At 60.2% G+C, this 20,373-nt stretch carries 17 protein-coding genes; 10 read left to right on the top strand and 7 right to left on the bottom strand.

Going from position 1 to position 20,373, the window contains the following annotated elements; all coding sequences use genetic code 11:
* The first annotated feature begins 176 nt into the window (after nucleotides 1-176).
* Nucleotides 177-806, top strand: coding sequence for a MarC family protein (locus ACQKKX_RS18315; protein WP_427572681.1), 630 nt, complete (start codon nucleotides 177-179; stop codon nucleotides 804-806).
* A gap of 387 nt (nucleotides 807-1,193) precedes the next feature.
* Here ACQKKX_RS18315 and ACQKKX_RS18310 read toward each other — a convergent pair whose 3' ends face one another.
* A complete protein-coding gene (locus ACQKKX_RS18310; protein ID WP_427572680.1) occupies nucleotides 1,194-1,760 on the bottom strand; it encodes a single-stranded DNA-binding protein in 567 nt (188 codons plus the stop codon).
* 282 nt (nucleotides 1,761-2,042) lie between these two features.
* On the opposite strand from ACQKKX_RS18310, the gene uvrA reads away from it, so the two are divergent.
* Nucleotides 2,043-4,964 (top strand): excinuclease ABC subunit UvrA, encoded by a 2,922-nt coding sequence (gene uvrA, locus ACQKKX_RS18305; RefSeq protein ID WP_427572678.1) that lies wholly within the window; start codon nucleotides 2,043-2,045, stop codon nucleotides 4,962-4,964.
* Nucleotides 4,965-5,007: 43 nt separating this feature from the next.
* Nucleotides 5,008-5,811 carry a DUF72 domain-containing protein gene (locus ACQKKX_RS18300; protein ID WP_427572677.1) on the top strand — a complete coding sequence of 268 codons (804 nt, stop codon included), beginning with the start codon at nucleotides 5,008-5,010 and terminating at the stop codon, nucleotides 5,809-5,811.
* Between the two features lie 9 nt (nucleotides 5,812-5,820).
* Here ACQKKX_RS18300 and ACQKKX_RS18295 read toward each other — a convergent pair whose 3' ends face one another.
* On the bottom strand, nucleotides 5,821-7,296 hold the full coding sequence (locus ACQKKX_RS18295) for an NAD(P)H-hydrate dehydratase (RefSeq protein WP_427572676.1): 1,476 nt from the start codon (nucleotides 7,294-7,296) through the stop codon (nucleotides 5,821-5,823).
* 328 nt (nucleotides 7,297-7,624) lie between these two features.
* On the opposite strand from ACQKKX_RS18295, the gene ACQKKX_RS18290 reads away from it, so the two are divergent.
* The 4 genes from ACQKKX_RS18290 to hspQ all read left to right on the top strand — a co-directional run bounded on the left by ACQKKX_RS18290 (nucleotide 7,625) and on the right by hspQ (nucleotide 10,911).
* Nucleotides 7,625-7,963 (top strand): P-II family nitrogen regulator, encoded by a 339-nt coding sequence (locus ACQKKX_RS18290; protein ID WP_427572675.1) that lies wholly within the window; start codon nucleotides 7,625-7,627, stop codon nucleotides 7,961-7,963.
* A 60-nt stretch (nucleotides 7,964-8,023) separates the two neighbouring features.
* Nucleotides 8,024-9,433: a type I glutamate--ammonia ligase gene (gene glnA / locus ACQKKX_RS18285; RefSeq protein ID WP_427572673.1), complete on the top strand. Its 1,410-nt coding sequence runs from the start codon at nucleotides 8,024-8,026 to the stop codon at nucleotides 9,431-9,433.
* Between the two features lie 117 nt (nucleotides 9,434-9,550).
* Entirely contained in the window at nucleotides 9,551-10,471 is a 921-nt protein-coding gene (locus ACQKKX_RS18280; protein WP_427572671.1) for a DMT family transporter, read from the top strand.
* A gap of 110 nt (nucleotides 10,472-10,581) precedes the next feature.
* The gene (gene hspQ, locus ACQKKX_RS18275) at nucleotides 10,582-10,911 is read left to right on the top strand and encodes a heat shock protein HspQ (RefSeq protein ID WP_427572669.1); all 330 of its coding nucleotides are present in this window, start codon (nucleotides 10,582-10,584) and stop codon (nucleotides 10,909-10,911) included.
* Nucleotides 10,912-10,998: 87 nt separating this feature from the next.
* On the opposite strand, the gene ACQKKX_RS18270 is transcribed toward hspQ, so the two are convergent.
* From ACQKKX_RS18270 to ACQKKX_RS18250, 5 genes are all read right to left on the bottom strand, one after another.
* Nucleotides 10,999-12,027, bottom strand: coding sequence for a TAXI family TRAP transporter solute-binding subunit (locus ACQKKX_RS18270; RefSeq protein WP_427572667.1), 1,029 nt, complete (start codon nucleotides 12,025-12,027; stop codon nucleotides 10,999-11,001).
* Nucleotides 12,028-12,162: 135 nt separating this feature from the next.
* Entirely contained in the window at nucleotides 12,163-13,185 is a 1,023-nt protein-coding gene (locus tag ACQKKX_RS18265) for a TAXI family TRAP transporter solute-binding subunit (protein ID WP_427572665.1), read from the bottom strand.
* 222 nt (nucleotides 13,186-13,407) lie between these two features.
* Nucleotides 13,408-14,436: a TAXI family TRAP transporter solute-binding subunit gene (locus ACQKKX_RS18260; RefSeq protein WP_427572663.1), complete on the bottom strand. Its 1,029-nt coding sequence runs from the start codon at nucleotides 14,434-14,436 to the stop codon at nucleotides 13,408-13,410.
* A gap of 43 nt (nucleotides 14,437-14,479) precedes the next feature.
* Nucleotides 14,480-15,373, bottom strand: coding sequence for a hypothetical protein (locus ACQKKX_RS18255; RefSeq protein WP_427572661.1), 894 nt, complete (start codon nucleotides 15,371-15,373; stop codon nucleotides 14,480-14,482).
* 456 nt (nucleotides 15,374-15,829) lie between these two features.
* Complete coding sequence (locus tag ACQKKX_RS18250) at nucleotides 15,830-16,468, bottom strand: invasion associated locus B family protein (protein WP_427572659.1); 639 nt, start codon at nucleotides 16,466-16,468, stop codon at nucleotides 15,830-15,832.
* Between the two features lie 274 nt (nucleotides 16,469-16,742).
* Here ACQKKX_RS18250 and ACQKKX_RS18245 point away from each other — a divergent pair, with 274 nt between their 5' ends.
* Genes ACQKKX_RS18245 through ACQKKX_RS18235 form a run of 3 tightly spaced genes read left to right on the top strand, consistent with a single transcriptional unit; the run spans nucleotide 16,743 to nucleotide 20,220 of the window.
* On the top strand, nucleotides 16,743-18,548 hold the full coding sequence (locus ACQKKX_RS18245) for an extracellular solute-binding protein (RefSeq protein WP_427572657.1): 1,806 nt from the start codon (nucleotides 16,743-16,745) through the stop codon (nucleotides 18,546-18,548).
* 46 nt (nucleotides 18,549-18,594) lie between these two features.
* Entirely contained in the window at nucleotides 18,595-19,266 is a 672-nt protein-coding gene (locus ACQKKX_RS18240) for a DsbA family oxidoreductase (RefSeq protein WP_427572655.1), read from the top strand.
* 3 nt (nucleotides 19,267-19,269) lie between these two features.
* On the top strand, nucleotides 19,270-20,220 hold the full coding sequence (locus ACQKKX_RS18235; protein ID WP_427572653.1) for a DMT family transporter: 951 nt from the start codon (nucleotides 19,270-19,272) through the stop codon (nucleotides 20,218-20,220).
* Nucleotides 20,221-20,373: the final 153 nt, after the last annotated feature.

Below are 20,373 nucleotides of genomic sequence, written 5' to 3'. Positions count from 1 at the left end.
GGAAGGCTGCTCCAGACGCCAATTTCGGGACGTGTTGTGAACAGGCTTTTACAGGTTATCGGCGGCCTCGGCCATCTTTGTCTGTGGAGAGCGCCCGCGAATGGGGTTTCCCCCATGAACGGCCTGTCCTAACAAGCTTTCAGATTGACGGCAAGCATGCGGGAACAAGGCTTTAGATGGTAACGATCGACACGATCCTCAACGCGCTGACGACATTGCTGGTCACGCTCGACCCACCCGGCCTGGCGCCGCTTTTCGTCGGCCTGACGGTCGGCATGGATGCCGCCCAGCGGCGCCACGTCGCCATGCTTGGCACCGTTACCGCTTTCGGAATTCTGGCCGGTTTTGCGCTGGTGGGCGCGCAGCTTCTCGGTTTTCTCGGGATTTCCATGGGCGCCTTCCGTATCGCGGGCGGCCTGCTTCTGTTCTGGATCGCTTTCGAGATGATCTTTGAACGCCGCAATGATCGCAAGGAGAAGACCTCCGAGACGGCGGTGACGGTGGATCACATCCGCAACATCGCGATCTTTCCGCTGGCCCTGCCTCTGATTTCCGGGCCTGGCGCTATTTCGGCGACCGTGCTCCTGGCCGGCAGCTTCAGCGCGCCGCTCGATCGCGCCATCCTGATTGCCGTTCTCGGCGTCTCCATGCTGGCCGTCTTCGCGGCGCTGATGATCGCCCCTGCCCTGGATCGGTTTCTCGGCATCACAGGCCGCGCCCTGCTGACACGCCTGCTCGGCGTTATCCTTGCTGCGCTTTCGGTACAGTTCGCCGTGGACGGTATCCGTTCGGCCTTCAATCTATAGGCCTCTCACCCCCGATGGGCGATCTTACGAACTGCCGCTGCGTGACGACGCAGGGTGAGGTGTTGGCTGCATGTTCGCTCATCTCGAGAATGCGCTGGGAGATCGCGTCCACCAGGAAAGCCGCCAAAGAGGGCGAACAGATGACCGGCACAAGCACTGGAGCGCGGGGAGATCAGTCAGGTTGAGATTGCCTCTGCTACGCCGACAGACCAGGCTGCCACGGCTACGCCGTCAATCCGGGAAGTCGCGAAGACGTCGTGGATGAGGGCCAGTACGTTCCCCACATAGCCGTCTCGTGGTGACCGGCATGATAGGCTTTCGCCGTACCGTCCTGACCCGCACCTTCCTACACTGATCACGAAAAAGGCGCCTCGCGGCGCCTTATCATCAGAACGGAATATCGTCGTCGAGATCGCGGGAAAAACCACCGCCACCGCCGGAGGACTGGCCGCCGCGGTTGCCGCCGCCGGACGGACGACCGTAATCGTCTCCGCCACCACCGTAACCGCCGCCAAAGTCGCCGCCGCCACCGTAATCATTGCCACCGGCGGAACTGCCGCGACCGCCGCCATAACCACCACGGTCACCGCCGCCCTCGCCGCCGCGCCCGTCAAGCATTGTCAGGGTCGAGTTGAACCCCTGCAGCACGACTTCAGTCGAATACCGATCCTGCCCCTGCTGGTCCTGCCATTTGCGGGTCTGAAGCGCGCCCTCGATATAAAGCTTGGCGCCTTTCTTCACATATTGTTCGACGACCTTGCAGAGCCCCTCGTTGAATACCACGACGCTGTGCCACTCGGTCTTTTCCTTGCGCTCGCCGGAATTGCGGTCACGCCAGCTTTCCGACGTGGCAATCCGCAGATTGGCGATCGGACGGCCGTCCTGGGTCCGACGGATTTCGGGATCGGCGCCGACATTGCCGATCAGGATCACCTTGTTGACGCTACCTGCCATGATAAATCACCTCGTCCGCCGCCAGCGCGGCTCAAATTCAATGGGTCACCTTAGACTATCCGGGCGGTGCGATGCGACCTCGAGCACGGTAATCCACAAGCAAAAGTCGGAACCGGCAATTCGCGTTTCGGTCCCCTCAAAAATTGTTCTTTATTTGTTCTAGTTTATTCCTATAGTCAAGTCAACGGAATCGGGAACGACCTGCGCATGGTGTCGTTTCCACCTCGACACCTGAATTTCAGTCACTACATAGGGAGCCATCCCTCCCATCAGGCTTTGGCAATGAGCGAACTCAAGACGATCTCCATTCGTGGCGCGCGTGAACATAATCTCAAGGGTATCGATCTCGATCTGCCCCGAAACTCGCTGATCGTGATGACCGGCCTGTCCGGGTCGGGCAAGTCGTCTCTCGCCTTCGACACGATTTACGCTGAAGGCCAGCGGCGCTATGTCGAGAGCTTGTCGGCCTATGCCCGGCAGTTCCTCGAAATGATGCAGAAGCCGGATGTCGACCAGATCGACGGCCTGTCGCCCGCAATCTCGATCGAACAGAAGACGACCTCCCGCAACCCGCGCTCGACTGTCGGCACCGTGACCGAAATCTACGACTATATGCGCCTCCTGTTCGCGCGCGTCGGCACTCCCTATTCGCCCGCGACGGGCCTGCCGATCGAAAGTCAGACGGTCAGCCAGATGGTCGATCGCGTCCTCGATTTCGAGGAAGGCGCCCGCCTTTACATCCTTGCGCCGATGATCCGCGGTCGCAAGGGCGAGTACAAAAAGGAACTCGCCGAGCTGATGAAGAAGGGCTTTCAGCGCGTCAAGGTCGACGGCCAGTTCTACGAAATCGCCGACGTGCCGCCGCTCGACAAGAAGTACAAGCACGATATCGACGTCGTCGTCGACCGCTTGGTCGTGCGCGCCGATATTGCCGCCCGCCTGGCCGACAGTTTCGAGACTTCGCTGAAACTCGCCGACGGGCTGGCAATCGCGGAATTTGCCGACAAGCCGCTGCCCGCCAGCGAAACGGCGGCCGGCGGTTCGGCCAACAAGTCGCTCAACGAGACCCATGAGCGTGTGCTGTTTTCCGAAAAATTCGCCTGCCCGGTCTCCGGTTTCACCATCCCGGAAATAGAGCCGCGCCTTTTTTCGTTCAACAATCCCTTTGGCGCCTGCCCGACCTGCGACGGTCTCGGCTCGCAGCAGAAGGTGGACGAAAACCTGATCGTGCCGGAACCCGGTCGCACACTGAAGGACGGCGCCATTGCGCCATGGGCGAAATCCTCGTCGCCCTATTACAACCAGACGCTCGAAGGGCTGGGAAAGGTGTTCGGCTTCAAACTGTCCGATCGCTGGGAAAAGCTGTCCAGAGAGGCACAGAAAGCCATTCTGCAGGGCACCGAGGAGAAGATTGAATTCAGCTACGCCGACGGCGCCCGCTCCTACAAGACGACCAAGACATTCGAAGGCATCGTGCCGAACCTCGAGCGCCGCTGGAAAGAGACCGACAGTGCCTGGGCGCGTGAGGAGATCGAGCGCTATATGTCGGCAGCGCCCTGCCCGGCCTGCGCCGGCTATCGGCTCAAGCCCGAAGCCCTCGCGGTGAAGATCAACAAGCTGCATATAGGCCAGATCACCGAGATGTCGATCAAGACGGCGCGCGACTGGTTCTCCGCCCTGCCCGACCATCTGAACGCCAAGCAGAACGAGATTGCGGTCCGCATCCTCAAGGAAATTCGCGAGCGTCTGCAGTTTCTCAACGATGTCGGCCTTGATTATCTCAGTCTGTCACGTAATTCCGGCACTTTGTCGGGCGGCGAAAGCCAGCGCATCCGGCTGGCATCGCAGATCGGATCGGGCCTCACCGGCGTTCTTTATGTTCTCGACGAACCGTCGATCGGCCTGCACCAACGCGATAATGCCCGCCTGCTCGAAACGCTGAAACATCTTCGCGATATCGGCAATACCGTGATCGTCGTGGAGCATGACGAGGATGCGATCCTGACGGCCGACTATGTCGTCGACATCGGTCCCGCTGCCGGCATTCATGGCGGGACCGTCGTTGCCGAAGGCACGCCGAAGCAAGTCATGGCCAATCCGAAATCCCTCACCGGGAAATACCTGTCCGGCAAGCTCGGCGTGGCTGTACCTGCCGAGCGCCGCAAGCCCAAGAAGGGCAAGGAAATCAAGGTTGTCGGCGCGCGTGGCAACAACCTTAGGAATGTCACGGCGGCCGTTCCGCTCGGCGTCTTTACGGCCGTCACAGGCGTATCGGGTGGCGGCAAGTCCACCTTCCTCATCGAGACGCTGTACAAATCTGCGGCGCGCCGCGTCATGGGCGCGCGCGAAATTCCGGCCGAACATGACCGCATCGACGGTTTCGAACACATTGACAAGGTCATCGATATCGACCAGTCGCCGATCGGCCGCACACCGCGTTCGAATCCCGCCACCTATACTGGCGCCTTCACGCCGATCCGCGACTGGTTTGCCGGCCTGCCCGAAGCCAAGGCGCGCGGCTATGCGCCGGGCCGCTTCTCGTTCAACGTCAAGGGCGGTCGCTGCGAGGCCTGCCAGGGCGATGGCGTCATCAAGATCGAAATGCACTTTCTGCCCGACGTCTATGTCACCTGCGATGTCTGCCACGGCAAACGCTACAATCGCGAAACGCTGGACGTGCATTTTAAGGGCAAGTCAATCGCCGACGTTCTGGACATGACGGTCGAGGAAGGCGTGGAGTTCTTCTCTGCCGTTCCGGCCGTGCGCGACAAGCTGCAGGCGCTGTTCGATGTCGGCCTCGGTTACATCAAGGTCGGCCAGCAGGCGAACACGCTTTCGGGTGGCGAGGCGCAGCGCGTCAAGCTCGCCAAGGAATTGTCGAAGCGGTCGACCGGTCGCACGCTTTACATTCTCGACGAACCGACGACGGGCCTGCATTTTCATGATGTGGCGAAGCTGCTGGAAATGCTGCATGAACTGGTCAACCAGGGCAATTCCGTTGTTGTGATCGAACACAATCTCGAAGTCATCAAGACCGCCGACTGGGTGATCGACATCGGTCCCGAAGGGGGCACGGGCGGCGGCGAGATCGTCGCGCAGGGCACGCCGGAACAGGTGGTCAAGGAGAAGCGGTCCTATACCGGTCAGTTCCTGAAGGAACTGCTGGAACGACGGCCGGCCAGGAAGGTCGAAGCGGCGGAGTGATCCGCCGCGACGCACGTGCATTAGCTACTGTCTGGGGGATTTGATGGGCAAGAACGGCACGATACGCACCGGGATTGGTGGCTGGACCTTCGATGCATGGGAAGGCACGTTTTACCCCGAGAAGCTGGCGAAGAAACGCCAGCTGGAATATGCGTCCAGCAAGCTTTCTGTGATCGAGGTCAACGGAACCTATTACGGTTCGCAGAAACCGGAAACCTTTGCCAAATGGGCGTCGGAAGTGCCGGATGGGTTTATTTTTTCCCTCAAGGCCAGCCGGTTCACGACCAATCGCAAGGTTCTCGCCGAGGCGGGTGAATCGATCGATAAATTCCTCGGCCAAGGGCTGGTCGAGCTCGGCGATCATCTCGGGCCTCTGCTGTGGCAGTTTGCGCCTACCAAAAAGTTCGAGCCGCAGGATTTCGAAGCCTTCCTGAAACTGCTGCCGGACACGCTCGAAGGTCTGCCGTTGCGCCATGTCGTCGAAGTGCGCCACGAGAGTTTCAAAGTGCCGGAATTCGTCGCGCTGTTGGAGACGTACAACGTCGCTCCCGTCTGCGCCGACCATTTCGACTATCCCATGATTGCGGATGTTACTGCCGACTTCGTGTATGCGCGCCTGCAAAAGGGCTCGGACGATATTCCCACCTGTTACGACGATAGCGATATGAAGAAGTGGGCCGACCGGCTCAAGACCTGGGCTGCAGGCGCTGTGCCCGCCGATCTGCCGCTGGTCGATGACGGCCGCAAGGTGAAGAAGCAGCCGCGCGACGTTTTCGCCTTCTTCATCCACGAGGGCAAGGTGAATGCGCCTCAGGGCGCAATGGCTATGGCCGACCTTCTGAAATAGCGCTCATCCTTACGGCAGGGTGACGCGTGCATGCTCTGCCAGGTCCTCCGCCGTCATGCCAGGGCTGGCCCTGAGCGCTGTCTCGCCATGCATATGGACGGCAGCAGCCGCGGCCTCGAATGACGCAACGCCCTGCGCCAGGAGCGCGCCGATCATGCCGGCAAGGACATCGCCCGAACCGGCCGTGGCCAGCCATGAGGGCGCATTGTCATTGATATAGGTGCGCCCATCCGGGGCGGCGATCACGCTGTCGGCGCCCTTGTAGACGATCACGGCATGGGCGCGGCGTGCCGCCACCCTCGCCTTCTCCACCTTGCCCAACTCCTTGTCGGCGGCAATGTCGGGAAACAGGCGCGAAAATTCACCTTCATGCGGCGTCAGCACCAGGCGCGTGTCGCCGGTCGCGAAAAGCTCGAAGAGAACCTGCGGTTCGGCCCTAAAGGCGGTGATGCCGTCGGCGTCAAGCACCAGCGGCGTGTCTCTAAGTACGCCGACGAAATCGCGCGCCCGTTCGCCGACCCCAAATCCCGGACCCAGCACGCAGGCTCCGATCCTTGCCGTCCCAAGCCAGTCCTTCAAGGCTGTGGCATTTTCCACCGCACGCAACATCACCGCAGTCAGCGACGGAGCGTTGACGGCCATTGCGTCCAACGGCGCTGCTATCGTCACGAGCCCTGCGCCGCATTTCAGGCCAGCGCGCGCGGACAGGCGTGCGGCACCCGTATGTGAGGGGCCACCGGAAAACACCACCAGATGTCCGCGCTTGTACTTGTGGGTCTCGGTGGCCAGTCGCGGCAGATGTGGAATCCACAGTCTGGGGTCGTTTCGACGAAGATCGCCCGCCTGAGCCGCGACCACGCGGTGAGGCATGCCGATGTCGAAAACCGTCAATTCGCCGCACAATTCCCTTCCCGGCATCAGCAGGTGGCCGGGCTTTCTTGCCATGAAAGTTATCGTTTGCGCGGCAGAAAAAGCCGTTCCGAGCACGGATCCGGTAAGGCCGCATACGCCTGAAGGCAGGTCTACGGCAATCACAGGCGTGCCCGATCGGTTGACGGCGTCGATGACCGTCTGGACGTCGGGCGACAAGGCGCGCGACAGGCCTGCACCGAAAAGTGCGTCGACAACAACGTCGCCGGCAATGGGACGGTACTCAGACAGCGGTCTTGACGTTCCGGCAAAGGCAAGAGCGGCGCGGCGCGCATCGCCCTTCAGGTCATCGACACCTGCCGATGCATGAAGATCGACCGTCGCCCCGGCCTCCTGCAAAGCGCGTGCGGCGACATAACCGTCGCCGCCATTATTGCCGGGGCCGCACAGTACGACGAAGCGCAATGCTTGCGGATAGCGTTGCAGCGCCAGGGCCGCGACGGCCTGCCCGGCACGCTCCATCAACTGGTAGGACGGAATGCCGCCGGCTGCCGATGCTGCATCGGCCGCTGCCATTTCGTGCGGGGTTAGGATCAAAGTGTCGAGATCGGCCATGCCCTATGCTGCCCCGACTTGTAACAGGAAAACAACTGAAATTTGGTACGCCTCCTGCGCAATTAATGGGCATTTGCCTGTAGATAAGCGCTCCGATGCTGCGCATCGGCTGATGGCTTGCCCTTTCAGCTTTGAGCGGCGAAAGAGTGGCATCTGCCACGGGGACCGGCGAAGGCGAGACCTGCTCAGCAAGAACGCTCTTGGCGTACGCCGCCAGTTAAGGCTAGGATATTAAAGGCGTCAGGCCCTTGGATTGGCATGATACCTGCATTATCAAGGCATGGCGGGGAATGCCTGCTCCCAGGCAGAAGCGGAGAGATATTTTTTCATGAAGAAGATCGAAGCGATCATCAAGCCTTTCAAGCTCGACGAGGTGAAGGAAGCCCTTCAGGAGGTCGGCCTGCAAGGCATTACCGTGACGGAAGCGAAGGGGTTTGGCCGCCAGAAGGGCCATACCGAGCTTTACCGCGGGGCCGAATACGTGGTGGATTTCCTGCCGAAGGTGAAGGTCGAAGTTGTTCTGGGCGACGAGAACGTCGAAGCGGTCATCGATGCGATCCGCAATGCAGCCCAGACTGGACGCATCGGCGACGGCAAGATATTCGTCTCCAACGTGGAAGAAGTGGTCCGTATCCGTACCGGCGAGACCGGTATCGACGCGATCTGATAACGCCCGGTCCGACCAAGGACCGGCACCTCATCATTCTCACATCCAAGGAAAGATCCCATGACGACCGCAAGCGACATCATGAAACAGATCAAGGAAAACGACGTCAAGTTCGTGGACCTGCGCTTTACCGATCCCAAGGGCAAGCTGCAGCATGTCACCATGGACGTTGCCGCCGTGGACGAAGACATGTTCGCCGATGGCGTCATGTTCGACGGCTCCTCGATCGGCGGCTGGAAGGCCATCAACGAGTCGGACATGGTGCTGATGCCGGACCCGGCGACCGTTCATATGGATCCCTTCTTTGCCCAGTCGACCATGGTCGTGATCTGCGACATTCTCGATCCGGTTTCCGGCGAAGCCTATAATCGCGACCCGCGCGGCACCGCCAAGAAGGCCGAAGCCTATTTGAGGGCGTCAGGCGTGGGCGACACGGTTTACGTCGGTCCCGAGCCGGAATTTTTCGTGTTCGACGACGTCAAGTACAAGGCCGACCCTTACAATACCGGCTTCAAGCTCGACTCGTCTGAACTGCCCTCGAATGACGATACCGATTACGAAACCGGCAACCTCGGCCACCGTCCGCGCGTCAAAGGCGGTTATTTCCCGGTTCCGCCGATCGACAGCCTCCAGGACATGCGTTCCGAAATGCTGACCGTTCTGGCCGAAATGGGCGTCGTCGTCGAAAAGCACCATCACGAAGTCGCGGCTGCCCAGCACGAGCTCGGCGTCAAGTTCGACACACTGGTGCGCAATGCCGACAAGATACAGATCTACAAGTACGTCGTCCACCAGGTCGCCAACGCCTATGGCAAGACGGCGACCTTCATGCCGAAGCCGATTTTTGGCGATAACGGTTCGGGCATGCACGTGCACCAGTCGATCTGGAAGGACGGCAAGCCGACTTTCGCCGGCGACGAATATGCCGGCCTTTCGGAAAGCTGCCTCTATTACATCGGCGGCATCATCAAGCATGCCAAGGCGATCAACGCCTTCACCAACCCGACGACCAATTCCTACAAGCGTCTGGTCCCGGGTTATGAGGCGCCGGTCCTGCTTGCCTACTCGGCCCGTAACCGTTCGGCCTCCTGCCGCATTCCGTTCGGCACCGGCCCGAAGTCCAAGCGCGTGGAAGTGCGTTTCCCGGACCCGCTGGCCAACCCCTACCTCGCCTTTGCCGCCATGCTGATGGCCGGCCTCGACGGCATCAGGAACAAGATCCATCCGGGCAAGGCCATGGACAAGGATCTCTACGACCTGCCGCCTAAGGAGTTGAAGAAGATCCCGACGGTCTGCGCTTCGCTGCGCGAAGCGCTCGAAAACCTCGACCGCGACCGCAAGTTCCTGACCGCTGGCGGCGTCTTCGACGACGACCAGATCGATGCCTATATCGAACTGAAGATGGTCGAGGTGATGCGTTATGAAATGACCCCGCATCCGGTCGAATTCGACATGTACTATTCGGCGTGATCTGACCGACTTAATAGCGCGTGCGGCTCAGCTCGCATGCCGGCAACGGCGGGATGAAAGGTCCCGCCGTTTTCGTGTAACCATCCGGACTTCCTTCAATTTATTTGCCGGTGCAGCATGCCCGATCAGACAAAACCCGATGCGGCGCGCCCGCTTGACTGGGTCATTTTCGCACTGGTGCCGCTGTTCTTCTCGACAAATATCATTTTCGGCCGCGGCATTATCGGCGACGTCGCCCCCTATACGACCGCCTTCCTGCGCTGGACCGGCTCGACCCTGGTCACCCTGCCCTTCATTCTGGCGGACCGCCGCGCGGTCTGGACATTTGTCACCCGTCATCTCCTGCTTTGGTTGCTGCTCGGCGGCCTCGGCATGGGAGTATGCGGCGGCGTCGTTTACTGGTCGCTGAACTACACGACGGCTGCCAATGGCACGCTGATCTACACGACGTCGTCGCTGTTCATCATCCTGTTTCAATGGATGTTCGCAGGCCGCACCATCGGGTTGCGCGAACTGGTGGGCATGGCGATCGCGTTCGCGGGTGTCATGGTCATCGTGCTGCGCGGGGACCTCGCAGCGCTATTGCGGCTTCAGTTCAATATCGGCGATCTCGGTATCCTGGTCGCAGCCATTTCCTTCGCCGTCTACTCGATCCTGTTGCGACAACCCGCATTGCAAAAGCTGAAGCCTCTGTCGCTGTTCGGCGCCATTGCGCTTTCCGGCGCGTTGGTGCTTTTACCGGCCACGACGTACGAGGTCCTAACGGGCGCGCCATTGGCGGATGCGCCGATGGACTGGGCCAAGATCGCCGGCATGGTTGCCTTCGCTTCGCTTGCCGCATTCTATTGCTTCCAGCAGACGGTGCGTGTGTTCGGCCCGGCTCAGGCGGGCGTCACGCTCTATCTGATGCCGCCGGTTTCGATTGTCATGGCCATCGTCTTTCTTGGCGAAAGTTTTGCAGCCTATCATGCACTGGGCATTGTCTTCGTGCTCGGCGGTGTCATCCTGGCGACGGTGCCGGCAAAGAGCGCTTCGTAGGAAACGCCAGGCATTTCGGTATCCAGCGGGAGCCTTTTGGCCGCTGAGGCATTGCCCTTGCAGCGTAGGGACGGAGTGACCACATAATGCTGCGAAAGGAAGTTCGCGCCATGAAACAACGCAACGCAAAATTCACCATCGGCGAAGTCGTTCGCCATAAGGTTTTCCCGTTCCGGGGCGTCGTGTTCGATGTGGATGCCGAATTCGCAAACTCCGAAGAATGGTGGAACGCGATACCGGCAGATGTCCGCCCCGACCGGGACCAGCCCTTCTATCACCTGCTGGCTGAAAACGATGAGCAGGAATACGTGGCCTATGTTTCGGAACAGAACCTCGTCCATGACGAAAGCCCGGAGCCGCTGCGCAGCGACAAGGTCATGCGCATCTTCGACTGTAGTCCATCGGGAGAGTTGAAGCCGAAATCCATCCTCGCGCACTGATATCCCGTCATGCGCGAGGTGGGAAAGATGCAATGAGAGCCGGCGCGGAATATGCACCGGCTCCGGTCTGACAGGTTCGCCGACCTGTCAGTTTCGTAGGCGCTTGCCCAACAGGTCGAGATATTCCTGGTTCTGGGTGCTGTTCGAGGCCTGGCTGCAGGACACCTTGTAACTAGGGTCCAGTCCGCGCCGAACGCACATGCCGATTTCCCAGCCCTTGGGTATTTCTGTCAGGTCGACAGCCTTCCACTTCTGGTGGCCGGTGCGGCGCAGTTCGTCAATGTTGTCGACGATCAGGTTGGTGAAGTCCGCCACGGTCTTGCAGGCGTTCTGGTAATACGCGTTCTTTTCCGTTCCGTACTCATATGTCATCAGCAAGGTTTTGACGCTGACGGTCTGGACATCGGTTTTCTGAAACGGATAGGTGCCGCCCGCAAGCGTCGCTACCTTGTAGCTCGAACGCAGCACGTCGTCGGTAATCGGCACCAGATGGAAGTCTTCATCAAGCCGGCCGTCGCTGAGGAGCGCCAGCGGTGCGCCGCCAACCCGGACCATGGCGTCGATTTCGCCTTGCCGCAGCAGTTCCACCATGTCGTTGCCGGAGCCTCTGACACGTTCTCCGACCTGGATGCGCAGGATGTCGAACATCAACTGTGACGTCAGATAGGCCGAACCGTCAGCTTCGCCGACGCCGACCCGCTTGCCGCGCAGATCCTGAAGCGTACGAATGCCCCGTCTTGCGACCACATGGACTTCCGCGTCATAGAGCGGAAACATGATGCGCATGCCCTGGATGGCCTGGCGGACGTCGTTATTTTCGCCCTTGTAGCTGTTCAGATAGTTGAGGATGTCCGCATCGACGATACCGAATTGGGTATTGTGACGATTGCGCACGCCGAAGAAGTTTTCGAGCGAACCCTTGGAGCCGACGACATTCATCGGCATCGCGCATCGGTTACCGAGTTCGGCGATATCCTTGGCAATGGCAAGCTGGGTGCCACCGCCGCCGGACGCCATGATATTGCGGTCCGCCTCCGCCGCCCGCGCCCAACACGGTGCCAGCATGCTGCCGGCGACAGCTAGCGCAACGATACTCCACGATCCGTACTTCATCATCATCCCCTCCAGGTCAATGCGACGGTCGCGCCGTCGGCTTTGCATCCGTTCTTTCTGCGGCGACGTCACCGCCCTTTTCTTTTCCCATGTCCTTCGTTGCGGAGCCGTCCCAGTCCTTCTCCGCCATGAGCGCGCCTACCTTTGCAGACGTTCGCGCAGCAAGTGAAGATACTGCTGGTTGTCGCTGCCATTCGCAGATTGCGTGCACGAAACCTTGTAATTGGGATCGAGCCCCTTGCGCACGCACATGCCGATTTCCCAACCCTTCGGAATTTCGGTCAGATCGACATCCTTCCATTTCGGGTGACCGCTCTGGCGCAACTCGTCGATATGGTCGATGATGAGGCTGGTGAAGTCTGAAACGGCCTTGCACGACGTGTTGTAGTAGGCATTCTTCGCCGTACCGTATTCATAGGTCATCAGCAGGGTCTTCACTGCGACCGTCTGCACGTCCGTTTTCTGATACGGATACATCCCGCCAGGAATGGTCACGGACTTATAGCTTGCCTTCAGCAACTCGTCGGTGATCGGCACAAGGTGGAAGGAATTGTCGAGCCGCCGGTCGTTCAGCGCAGCGATCGGCGCGCCGGCAATGCGCATGATGGCATCAATCTCCCCGCTTCTCAACGCCTCGATCATTCTATCTGTCGAGCCCGTCAACCTTTCGGCGACCGGGATGCGCAGGATGTCGAACATCAGCTGCGAGGTGAGGTAGGCCGTGCTGTCTTTTTCGCCAACGCCGAGACGCTTTCCCCGCAAATCCTGCAGGCTGTTGATCCCCGCGCGCGCGATCACATGAACTTCCGCATCATAAAGCGGCAGCATCACACGCATGCCCTGGACCGAGTCGCGCACGTCGCTATTTTCGCCCTTATAGCTGTTCAGATAATTGAGCAGATCGGCATCGACGACACCGAACTGGGTGTTGTGGCGGTTGCGCACGCCAAAGAAGCTTTCAAGCGCGCCCTTGGATTCGACCACCGTCATCGGCATGCCGCAGGCATCCCCGAGCTTGGCAATATCATGGGCGATCAGACCTTGGGTCGAGCCGATGCCGGCCGCCATGATCTGACGTTCCGGTTCCTGTCCCGAGGCAAGACCGGGAGCAAGGGCGCACAGGCTGGTGAGTGCAAGGACGTGAAGTGCGGCGACTTTCATGAAAGGTCCTGATGTCAGTAGTGGCCGGCAATCTTGGCTCGGCCTAGGTTTGAAACGGGCGGCAGCTTCCAGATGCGGGCTAGCATGACGCCGTAATACGGTCTGCAATTGCGAATGGTTCGGAGAGACCTGGCGGCAACTGGCAGGCTGTGCTGAACAAGGTCAGTTCGGCCGGAGATCATGCCGGTTTTGCCGCCGAATGATCGACGCGCCGGACGCGCGTCAACGCTGCTTTAAACGCTCGTGAAGCAGATCGAGATACTGTTCGTTCTCCGCGCTTTCTGCCTGTTGCGCGCAGCTCACCTCGTAGGTGGGCTCCAGGCCCTTGCGCACGCAGGTGCCCACTTCCCAGCCCTTGGGAATTTCCGTCAGGTTGAGCGTCTTCCATTTCGGATGGTGACCGACCCGGCGCAACTCGTCGAGATTGCCGACGATAAGGTTGGTGAAATCGGCGACCGCCTTGCAGGAGTTCTTGTAATAGGCGTTCTTCTCCGAGCCGTATTCGTAGGTCATCAGCAGCGTCTTGCTGGCAATTGTCCGCACCCCTGCCGGCTGGAAGGAGTAGGTACCCGCGGGCAGGGTCACCGGCTTGTAGCTGGCATGCAGGACCTCATCCGTGATCGGCACCATGTGAAAGGAGCTGCCCAGACGCCCGTCCATGAACATAGGCATGGGCGCATTGCCGACCTTCAGCAGCGCATCGATTTCGCCCTGGCGCAGCAGTTCGATCATTTCGTCGGCCGACCCGGACACCCGCTCCGCCACCTTGATGTGGAGGATGTCTAGAATGAGCTGCGACGTCAGATAGGCCGTGCCGTCCTTCTGACCCACTCCGAGACGTTTCCCACGCAGGTCATGCAGGCTATTGATACCTTCGCGAGCAACGACATGCACTTCCGCATCATAGAGCGGCAGCATGATGCGCATCCCTTCGATGGCTTGACGCACGTCGGCATTGCTGCCGCGATAGGCGGAAAGATAGTTGAGAATATCGCTGTCAACGATGCCGAACTGCGTGTTGTGACGGTTCCTGACACCAAAGAAATTCTCGAGCGAACCGTGGGAGTCCAGAACATTGAGCGGCAGACCGCACCTGTCGCCGAGTTCGGCGATGTCGCGGGCAATCAGCGTCTGGCTGCCGCCCTCCATCGAGGCCATGATATTACGGTCGGCCTCCTGAGCCCCCGCGGCGCCGGAAAACAGACCGGTGACAACGGCGATCGCAATCGAATTAAAAGCTGCAAACTTCAAAATCATTCCCCCTTGGCCGTGACGCGGACCCGCGCCAGACCGATCAGCAGTCGCTGTCGAGATCCCTTACCAGGTTCCTGAGTGGTACGACCGGCACAGGCGTGCCGAACACGCGCTCGAGGCTGACGGATACACACGCCCCCGCGACCAGATCCCCTTTCAGGCCGCTGCGCTGCGATGCCGACAGTGTATCGAGCCCAGTCGCCCGACCGAGAGCGGTTTCGACCTCGCCATCCCTGCGAGGCATCTTGGCGGATTGAACACCGGTCGTATCTTCGGCCTCATCCCTGCGATCGGACAGCGCTGCACTCCGGCTCGCCGTATCCTCGATGATGCGCTGCAGGGCAACGGAATCATCCGTGGCGCGCGCTCGGCGCGGCTCGGCTGGAGAACTCGATGAAGGTTCCGCCTGGGGCTCTTGAGACGGCGTGTCAAAAGCCGGGTTTGCGGCCGGTGCGACGTATGAAAGCGCGGCCTGCCCCTGTTGGTCGAGATTCGAGACCGCAACCGAGGTCGCGGCCTTGCTCGCAGCCTGGGTTGCCGCCTGCCGCATCTCGCCCAGTTCGTTCGTCCGTTGCTCGACCGCCTGTTCCGCCTGCTGACGCAGCCGCGTTTCGTCGCTTACTTGGTCGCGAAGCGCCTCCACCTGCATCTGCAGTTCGGCTGCCTTGGCGACGGCTTCCCGCGCCTCGTTTTCCCACCGTCCCTTCTCGAGTGCGGCGCGGCTGTCCTCGCCGGTCTTCGCACTTTCACTGGCGACCGGCGCCGGTATCGCCAGCGCCGCAGTCTGCGATGGTGGCTGGGTGAGGAAACTCGCCACAGCCGCCCCCGCGATAAACGCGACCGGAACCGCAAGAGCCCAGGTAACCGCGCTGAAACCAAGGAAGCGGCTGGAACCGCCCTCTACTTCGTCTACTTCATCCCAACGAGTACGCAACTGGATAACCCTTTTCTAATCGGGCCGTTTTCTACCGATATGTTACTTATTCAGCAACTTCGAATTCCCGCAATTACGGCCAAAAGACTTATTAAGCGTAAACAGGGTTAGTGCGGCCCTGTTGTTTAGGGAACACTTAAAGTAAAGTCAGTAAAAATACGGAAACTCTTCGCGGAATAGTGAAATGAACTAAGGCGAAACAGCTTGAGGTTGCTATTAACATTACCATAACGATCAGCACGTTGACGCTACTACGTTTCTGTTGCGGCTGATATCGACTTTTCTGTGGCCGGGAGGAAAACTCGCCCGCGGGAAGACTGCGGTATCGGCCATGTTGGTGATGCGCCCGACCTGCCGGGAGCGCCCGATGGCGGAAGCCGCAAGAACAAAAAAGGGACGCCCGTATCGGACGTCCCTTCTGGATTTCGGTTGGTGTCGCAGCGGCGCTGCGAAAGCTTACTGACCCTGCTTGGCGGCGTTCTGCGCGTCCTCGAGCTTCTTGCGGGTTTCTTCTGCCTTCTTCTGCATGCCTTCCTGCAGGGACCGCTGGCTTTCGGCAACCTGCGATTCCGAGATGGCCGGACCATCGTAGACGCCGGTGAAGCCGGAAAGCGTGATCTTGATCGGGTTCGGAGCGCGACGGAAGTTGACGGAAGTGAACACGACTTCGGTGCCCTTCTTCAGCGCAGCGAGGTTGGCGTCCGTCAGCGGCGCTTCGGCGATGCACTTGTCCGGCAGGCAGACCGTGTAATCGAGCTTCTGACCCTTGCCGCCATCGATCTGCATGGTGATGCCCGGCGGCAGCAGGCGCGCGGTCGGAACCGAGACCTGCATGATCTTGCGGGTTTCCTTGCCCTGTAGCGTCATCAGACCGACAGCGGTGATGAGCTGGCCGTTCTGGGCGAGCTGGACGTTCTGTACGACACAAAGGTCGTTCTCGCCCTGCTTGGCGCAGGTCTTGTACCACTGACCGGGAGCCGGACCGCCGGCTGCCGGGGCCTGCTGAGCGGAAGCGGCAAAAGGCGCTGCAACCGTGCCGACCGTCAGAGCCAGAGCCGACAGGGCCCGCGTAATCTTGAGTGCGTTAAGCGTCATAACGAAATCCGTCTCCTGAAATCCGTCCGAGAGCGAAGAAGCCGCTCGATATCGGGTTGCCTTCCTGCGTTCACCTGTCGTTCAAATGAGGCATTTGAATGACCCTGCGGGTTGGAGCAACCTGTTACAATGCGGTTTCGACGATATCCAGTACCCGAGGTAACTTTCTTCGTGCCACCGCTTATCTGCGGCGGGTTTGATTTGGTTTCCGACGCATCAATGGTCTATTTTGCGCAGAATCAACACGACCGATCCCGCAATGAAAGCCGTCTGAATGCGCCGACCGTCAGCCCTTCTTCTCGCGTTCCTGTTTGCCGGGGCCGCCAGTGCAGAACCGCTTCACGGCATCGCCATGCACGGAAAGCCCGCCCTGCCCGCAAACTACGCGCATTTCCCCTACGTCAACCCCGACGTCAGGAAAGGCGGACGCATTGCATACGGTGTGGTGGGGACGTTCGATAGTCTCAACCCGTTCAACCTGAAGAGCATCCGCACGACAGCACGCGGCATGTGGGATCCCTCCTTCGGCAATCTCGTCTACGAATCGCTGATGACGCGGTCGGCCGACGAACCCTTCAGCCTTTACGGCTTCCTGGCCGAGAGCGTCGAGTGGGATGACGATCGCACCTTCGTACAATTCAATCTCGATCCTCGCGCCAGATGGTCGGACGGCGAGCCGGTCACGCAGGACGATGTAATCTTCTCGTTCGAACTGCTGCGCGATCGGGGTCGTATCCCGTTTTCGCAGCGCCTGGATACCGTCAGCAAGATGGAAAAGGTGGGCGAGCATGGCGTGCGCTTCACCTTCAACGACAAGGCGACCCGCGAAACGCCGCTTATTCTGGCGACGGCTACGCCGATCCTGCCCAAACACGCGATCAATGCGGAAACGTTCGAGCAATCGACGCTGCAGCCTCCCATAGGGTCGGGCCCCTACCGCGTCAAAGCCGTCTCGCCGGGAGAACGCATCGTCTATGAACGCAATCCCGATTATTGGGGCAGGGACATTCCCTCCAAAGTCGGTTTCGACAATTACGACCAGATCACCATCGAATATTTCCTTCAGGACAGTACGCTGTTTGAAGCCTTCAAGAAGGGAGTAATCGACATTTACCCTGACGGAAGCCCGACGCATTGGACGCGCGCGTATAATTTTCCAGCCGTGACCGACGGCCGCATCGTCAAGGATGCATTTGCGCCGCAACTGCCGACAGGCATGCTCGGTTTCGTCTTCAACATCCGCCGACCTCTGTTTTCCGATGTCCGGGTTCGTGCCGCGCTGTCGTTTGCCTTCGATTTCGAATGGGCCAACAAAAACCTCTTCGACGGAGCCTATACCCGCACCGAAAGCTTTTGGCAGAACTCGCAGCTATCGGCGCTCGCGACCCCGGCCGATGCGCGGGAACTGGCGCTGCTGGGCGAGGCGAAAGACCGCATCGAGCCGGAGATCCTGAACGGCACCTATCGCCTGCCCAAGACCGATGGCAGCGGCGGCGACCGAACGGTTCTGAAGAAGGCCGTCGATCTGCTGGGCACGGCCGGCTATACGATCCGTGACGGCCGCATGGTCGACGGCAACGGCCGTCCGCTTGCTTTCGAGGTGATGACGCAGACCCCTGACCAGGAAAAGCTGGCCATTGCCTATCAGCGCAGCCTGCGGCTGATCGGGGTCGCGATGACCATCCGGACCGTTGACGATTCGCAGTATCAGAGCCGGTCGCTCACATTCGACTACGACATGATCATCAAATCCTACCCGTCTTCGCTGTCGCCGGGCGTGGAGCAGTTGGGCCGCTGGAGCTCGGTTGCTGCGGGTGCCCAGGGTAGTTTCAACTATGCCGGAACGGCGGATGCCGATCTCGACCGGATCATGAGTGCGATGCGGCTTGCGCGCGACACCGAGGATTTTCAGGCCAGCGTGCGCGCTTTCGACCGCTTGCTCCTGTCGGGCCACTATCTCGTCCCGCTCTATCACGTGCCTCAGCAATGGGTGGCGCGGTGGAAACATATCGGACGCCCGGCAGCTTTGCCGCTATACGGCTATCAACTTTCCACATGGTGGGATGATCGCTTGAAGTGATTTCCTGTCGCCGCCCCGCGGCGGCCATCAAATGAAGGAGTTCCGGATGGAACGGCTCACGATTGACCTCATTTCGGATGTCGTCTGCCCGTGGTGTTACCTCGGCAAGGCGCGTCTTGAGCTTGCCATGGCGGAGGTACAAGGCGAGGTCGGCATCGACATCAACTGGCGTCCCTACCAGCTCAATCCGGACATCCCGTCCGAAGGGGTCGACCACCACAAATATCTGGCGGAAAAGCTGGGCGGCGAAGAGGCCGTCAAACAAGCCCATGAGCGCCTGGCGGCCTTCGGCAAGGAGGTCGGCATCAACTTCGACTTCGCCGCCATCAAGATCGGCCCGAACACGCTGGATGCGCACCGCCTCATCCACTGGGCAATGATGGAAGGACGCGAAATCCAGGACACGGTGGCGACCGCCCTCTTCAAGGCGAATTTCGAGGAAGGCAGGAACATCGGCGATCATGCCGTGCTGCTGGACATCGCCGAACAGGCGGGGCTGGACCGCAAAGTCATCGAAAACCTGCTCGGATCCCAAGCGGACAAGGATACGGTTCGGGCCGAGATCGCGGCGGCCAAGGACATGGGCGTGAGCGGCGTGCCCTTCTTCATCATCGACCAGCAATATGCGGTCAGTGGCGCGCAGACACCGGATGTGCTGGCAAACGCCTTTCGCGACATCGCAGCCGCCAAGGCTGAAGCCCGTAAAGCGATGAACTGAGCCATGCCGCCCGTCTCGTCCGACCACGCTCTCAAGGGCGTCATGATCGCCTTCCTGTCCTTCGCCGCCTTCGCGTTCAGCGATGCCAGCGTCAAACTGCTCGAAGGTACGCTGAGCCCTTACCAGGCCTCGTTCCTTGGCGCGATCTTCGGCGCCATCGCCCTGCCTTTCATCCTGAAGCCGGGCGATCGCTGGACCGACATCTTTGCCACCACCAACAGGCCGCTCTGGATCCTGCGTTTTGCAGCCCAGGCCGGCGGCACGATCGGTAGCGTTACCGCCTTTACCCACCTGTCGATGGCGGAAGCCTTTGCGCTGATCTTCCTCCTGCCGTCCTTCGTCACGATCATGTCGGTGCTGTTCCTCAAGGAAAAGGTCGGGTTCCGCCGCTGGGGCGCCGTCATCATTGGCTTTGCCGGCGTCATGATCGTTCTGCGTCCGGGGTTTCGCGAGCTATCGATCGGACATCTCGGAGCCGTTTTCGGTGGTTTGAGCGGCGCAATTTCCATCGTCATCTTCCGCGCCATGGGTCCGTCCGAGAAGAACGTGTCTCTCTATGGCGCCGGCCTGCTCGGCACGCTGATCGTCTGTGGTGCGCTTGCCATTCCAGGCTTCCAGATACCGACGACGATGCAATGGATCTGGCTTGCGGGTTACGGCGGGTTTGCGGCGATTGCCGCCATTCTTCTCATGCATGCGGCGGTCTATGCGCCAGCGACGCTCATCGGGCCGACGCAATATAGCCAGATGCTGTGGGCTGTTCTCTTCGGGTATCTCGTCTTCGGCGATCATATCGACCTGCCGATGATGGCCGGCATTGTTCTGATCGTCGGTTCGGGTCTGCTGACGCTGGTGCGTGAACGCGTGCGCGGTACGCCGCTACCGCCATCGATCGGCAGCGACGCGCAGGCTGCGGCGATGATCGCGCCGGAAGAGCCAAGCGAACAGAAGTAGGCGGAGACGAAAAATCCTCAGGCCTTGCGCCTGGGGGCAGCGTGATGACGAAGGTCAAAAACGTCGAAACGAGCCCCCAAGGCCTTGGGGCAGGTGACAAAACTGTAGCTCGCGGTTTTGGTCATCCTCGGGCTTGTCCCGAGGATCTAACCA

Source organism: Neorhizobium sp. NPDC001467 (genome assembly GCF_050275975.1).
GTDB lineage: Bacteria > Pseudomonadota > Alphaproteobacteria > Rhizobiales > Rhizobiaceae > Neorhizobium.
Note: the sequence above shows the minus strand (reverse complement) of the source record. Positions and strands in the feature narration are given on the sequence as shown.

What these genes read in the sequence shown, in the direction of transcription:
- ACQKKX_RS18250 (WP_427572659.1), bottom strand. Translation starts at nt 16,468, where the DNA reads ATGACGCTTAACGCACTCAAGATTACGCGGGCCCTGTCGGCTCTGGCT.
- ACQKKX_RS18265 (WP_427572665.1), bottom strand. Translation starts at nt 13,185, where the DNA reads ATGAAAGTCGCCGCACTTCACGTCCTTGCACTCACCAGCCTGTGCGCC.
- ACQKKX_RS18290 (WP_427572675.1), top strand. Translation starts at nt 7,625, where the DNA reads ATGAAGAAGATCGAAGCGATCATCAAGCCTTTCAAGCTCGACGAGGTG.
- ACQKKX_RS18270 (WP_427572667.1), bottom strand. Translation starts at nt 12,027, where the DNA reads ATGATGAAGTACGGATCGTGGAGTATCGTTGCGCTAGCTGTCGCCGGC.
- ACQKKX_RS18310 (WP_427572680.1), bottom strand. Translation starts at nt 1,760, where the DNA reads ATGGCAGGTAGCGTCAACAAGGTGATCCTGATCGGCAATGTCGGCGCC.
- ACQKKX_RS18300 (WP_427572677.1), top strand. Translation starts at nt 5,008, where the DNA reads ATGGGCAAGAACGGCACGATACGCACCGGGATTGGTGGCTGGACCTTC.
- uvrA (WP_427572678.1), top strand. Translation starts at nt 2,043, where the DNA reads ATGAGCGAACTCAAGACGATCTCCATTCGTGGCGCGCGTGAACATAAT.
- ACQKKX_RS18295 (WP_427572676.1), bottom strand. Translation starts at nt 7,296, where the DNA reads ATGGCCGATCTCGACACTTTGATCCTAACCCCGCACGAAATGGCAGCG.
- ACQKKX_RS18280 (WP_427572671.1), top strand. Translation starts at nt 9,551, where the DNA reads ATGCCCGATCAGACAAAACCCGATGCGGCGCGCCCGCTTGACTGGGTC.
- ACQKKX_RS18245 (WP_427572657.1), top strand. Translation starts at nt 16,743, where the DNA reads ATGCGCCGACCGTCAGCCCTTCTTCTCGCGTTCCTGTTTGCCGGGGCC.
- ACQKKX_RS18235 (WP_427572653.1), top strand. Translation starts at nt 19,270, where the DNA reads ATGCCGCCCGTCTCGTCCGACCACGCTCTCAAGGGCGTCATGATCGCC.
- hspQ (WP_427572669.1), top strand. Translation starts at nt 10,582, where the DNA reads ATGAAACAACGCAACGCAAAATTCACCATCGGCGAAGTCGTTCGCCAT.
- glnA (WP_427572673.1), top strand. Translation starts at nt 8,024, where the DNA reads ATGACGACCGCAAGCGACATCATGAAACAGATCAAGGAAAACGACGTC.
- ACQKKX_RS18315 (WP_427572681.1), top strand. Translation starts at nt 177, where the DNA reads ATGGTAACGATCGACACGATCCTCAACGCGCTGACGACATTGCTGGTC.
- ACQKKX_RS18240 (WP_427572655.1), top strand. Translation starts at nt 18,595, where the DNA reads ATGGAACGGCTCACGATTGACCTCATTTCGGATGTCGTCTGCCCGTGG.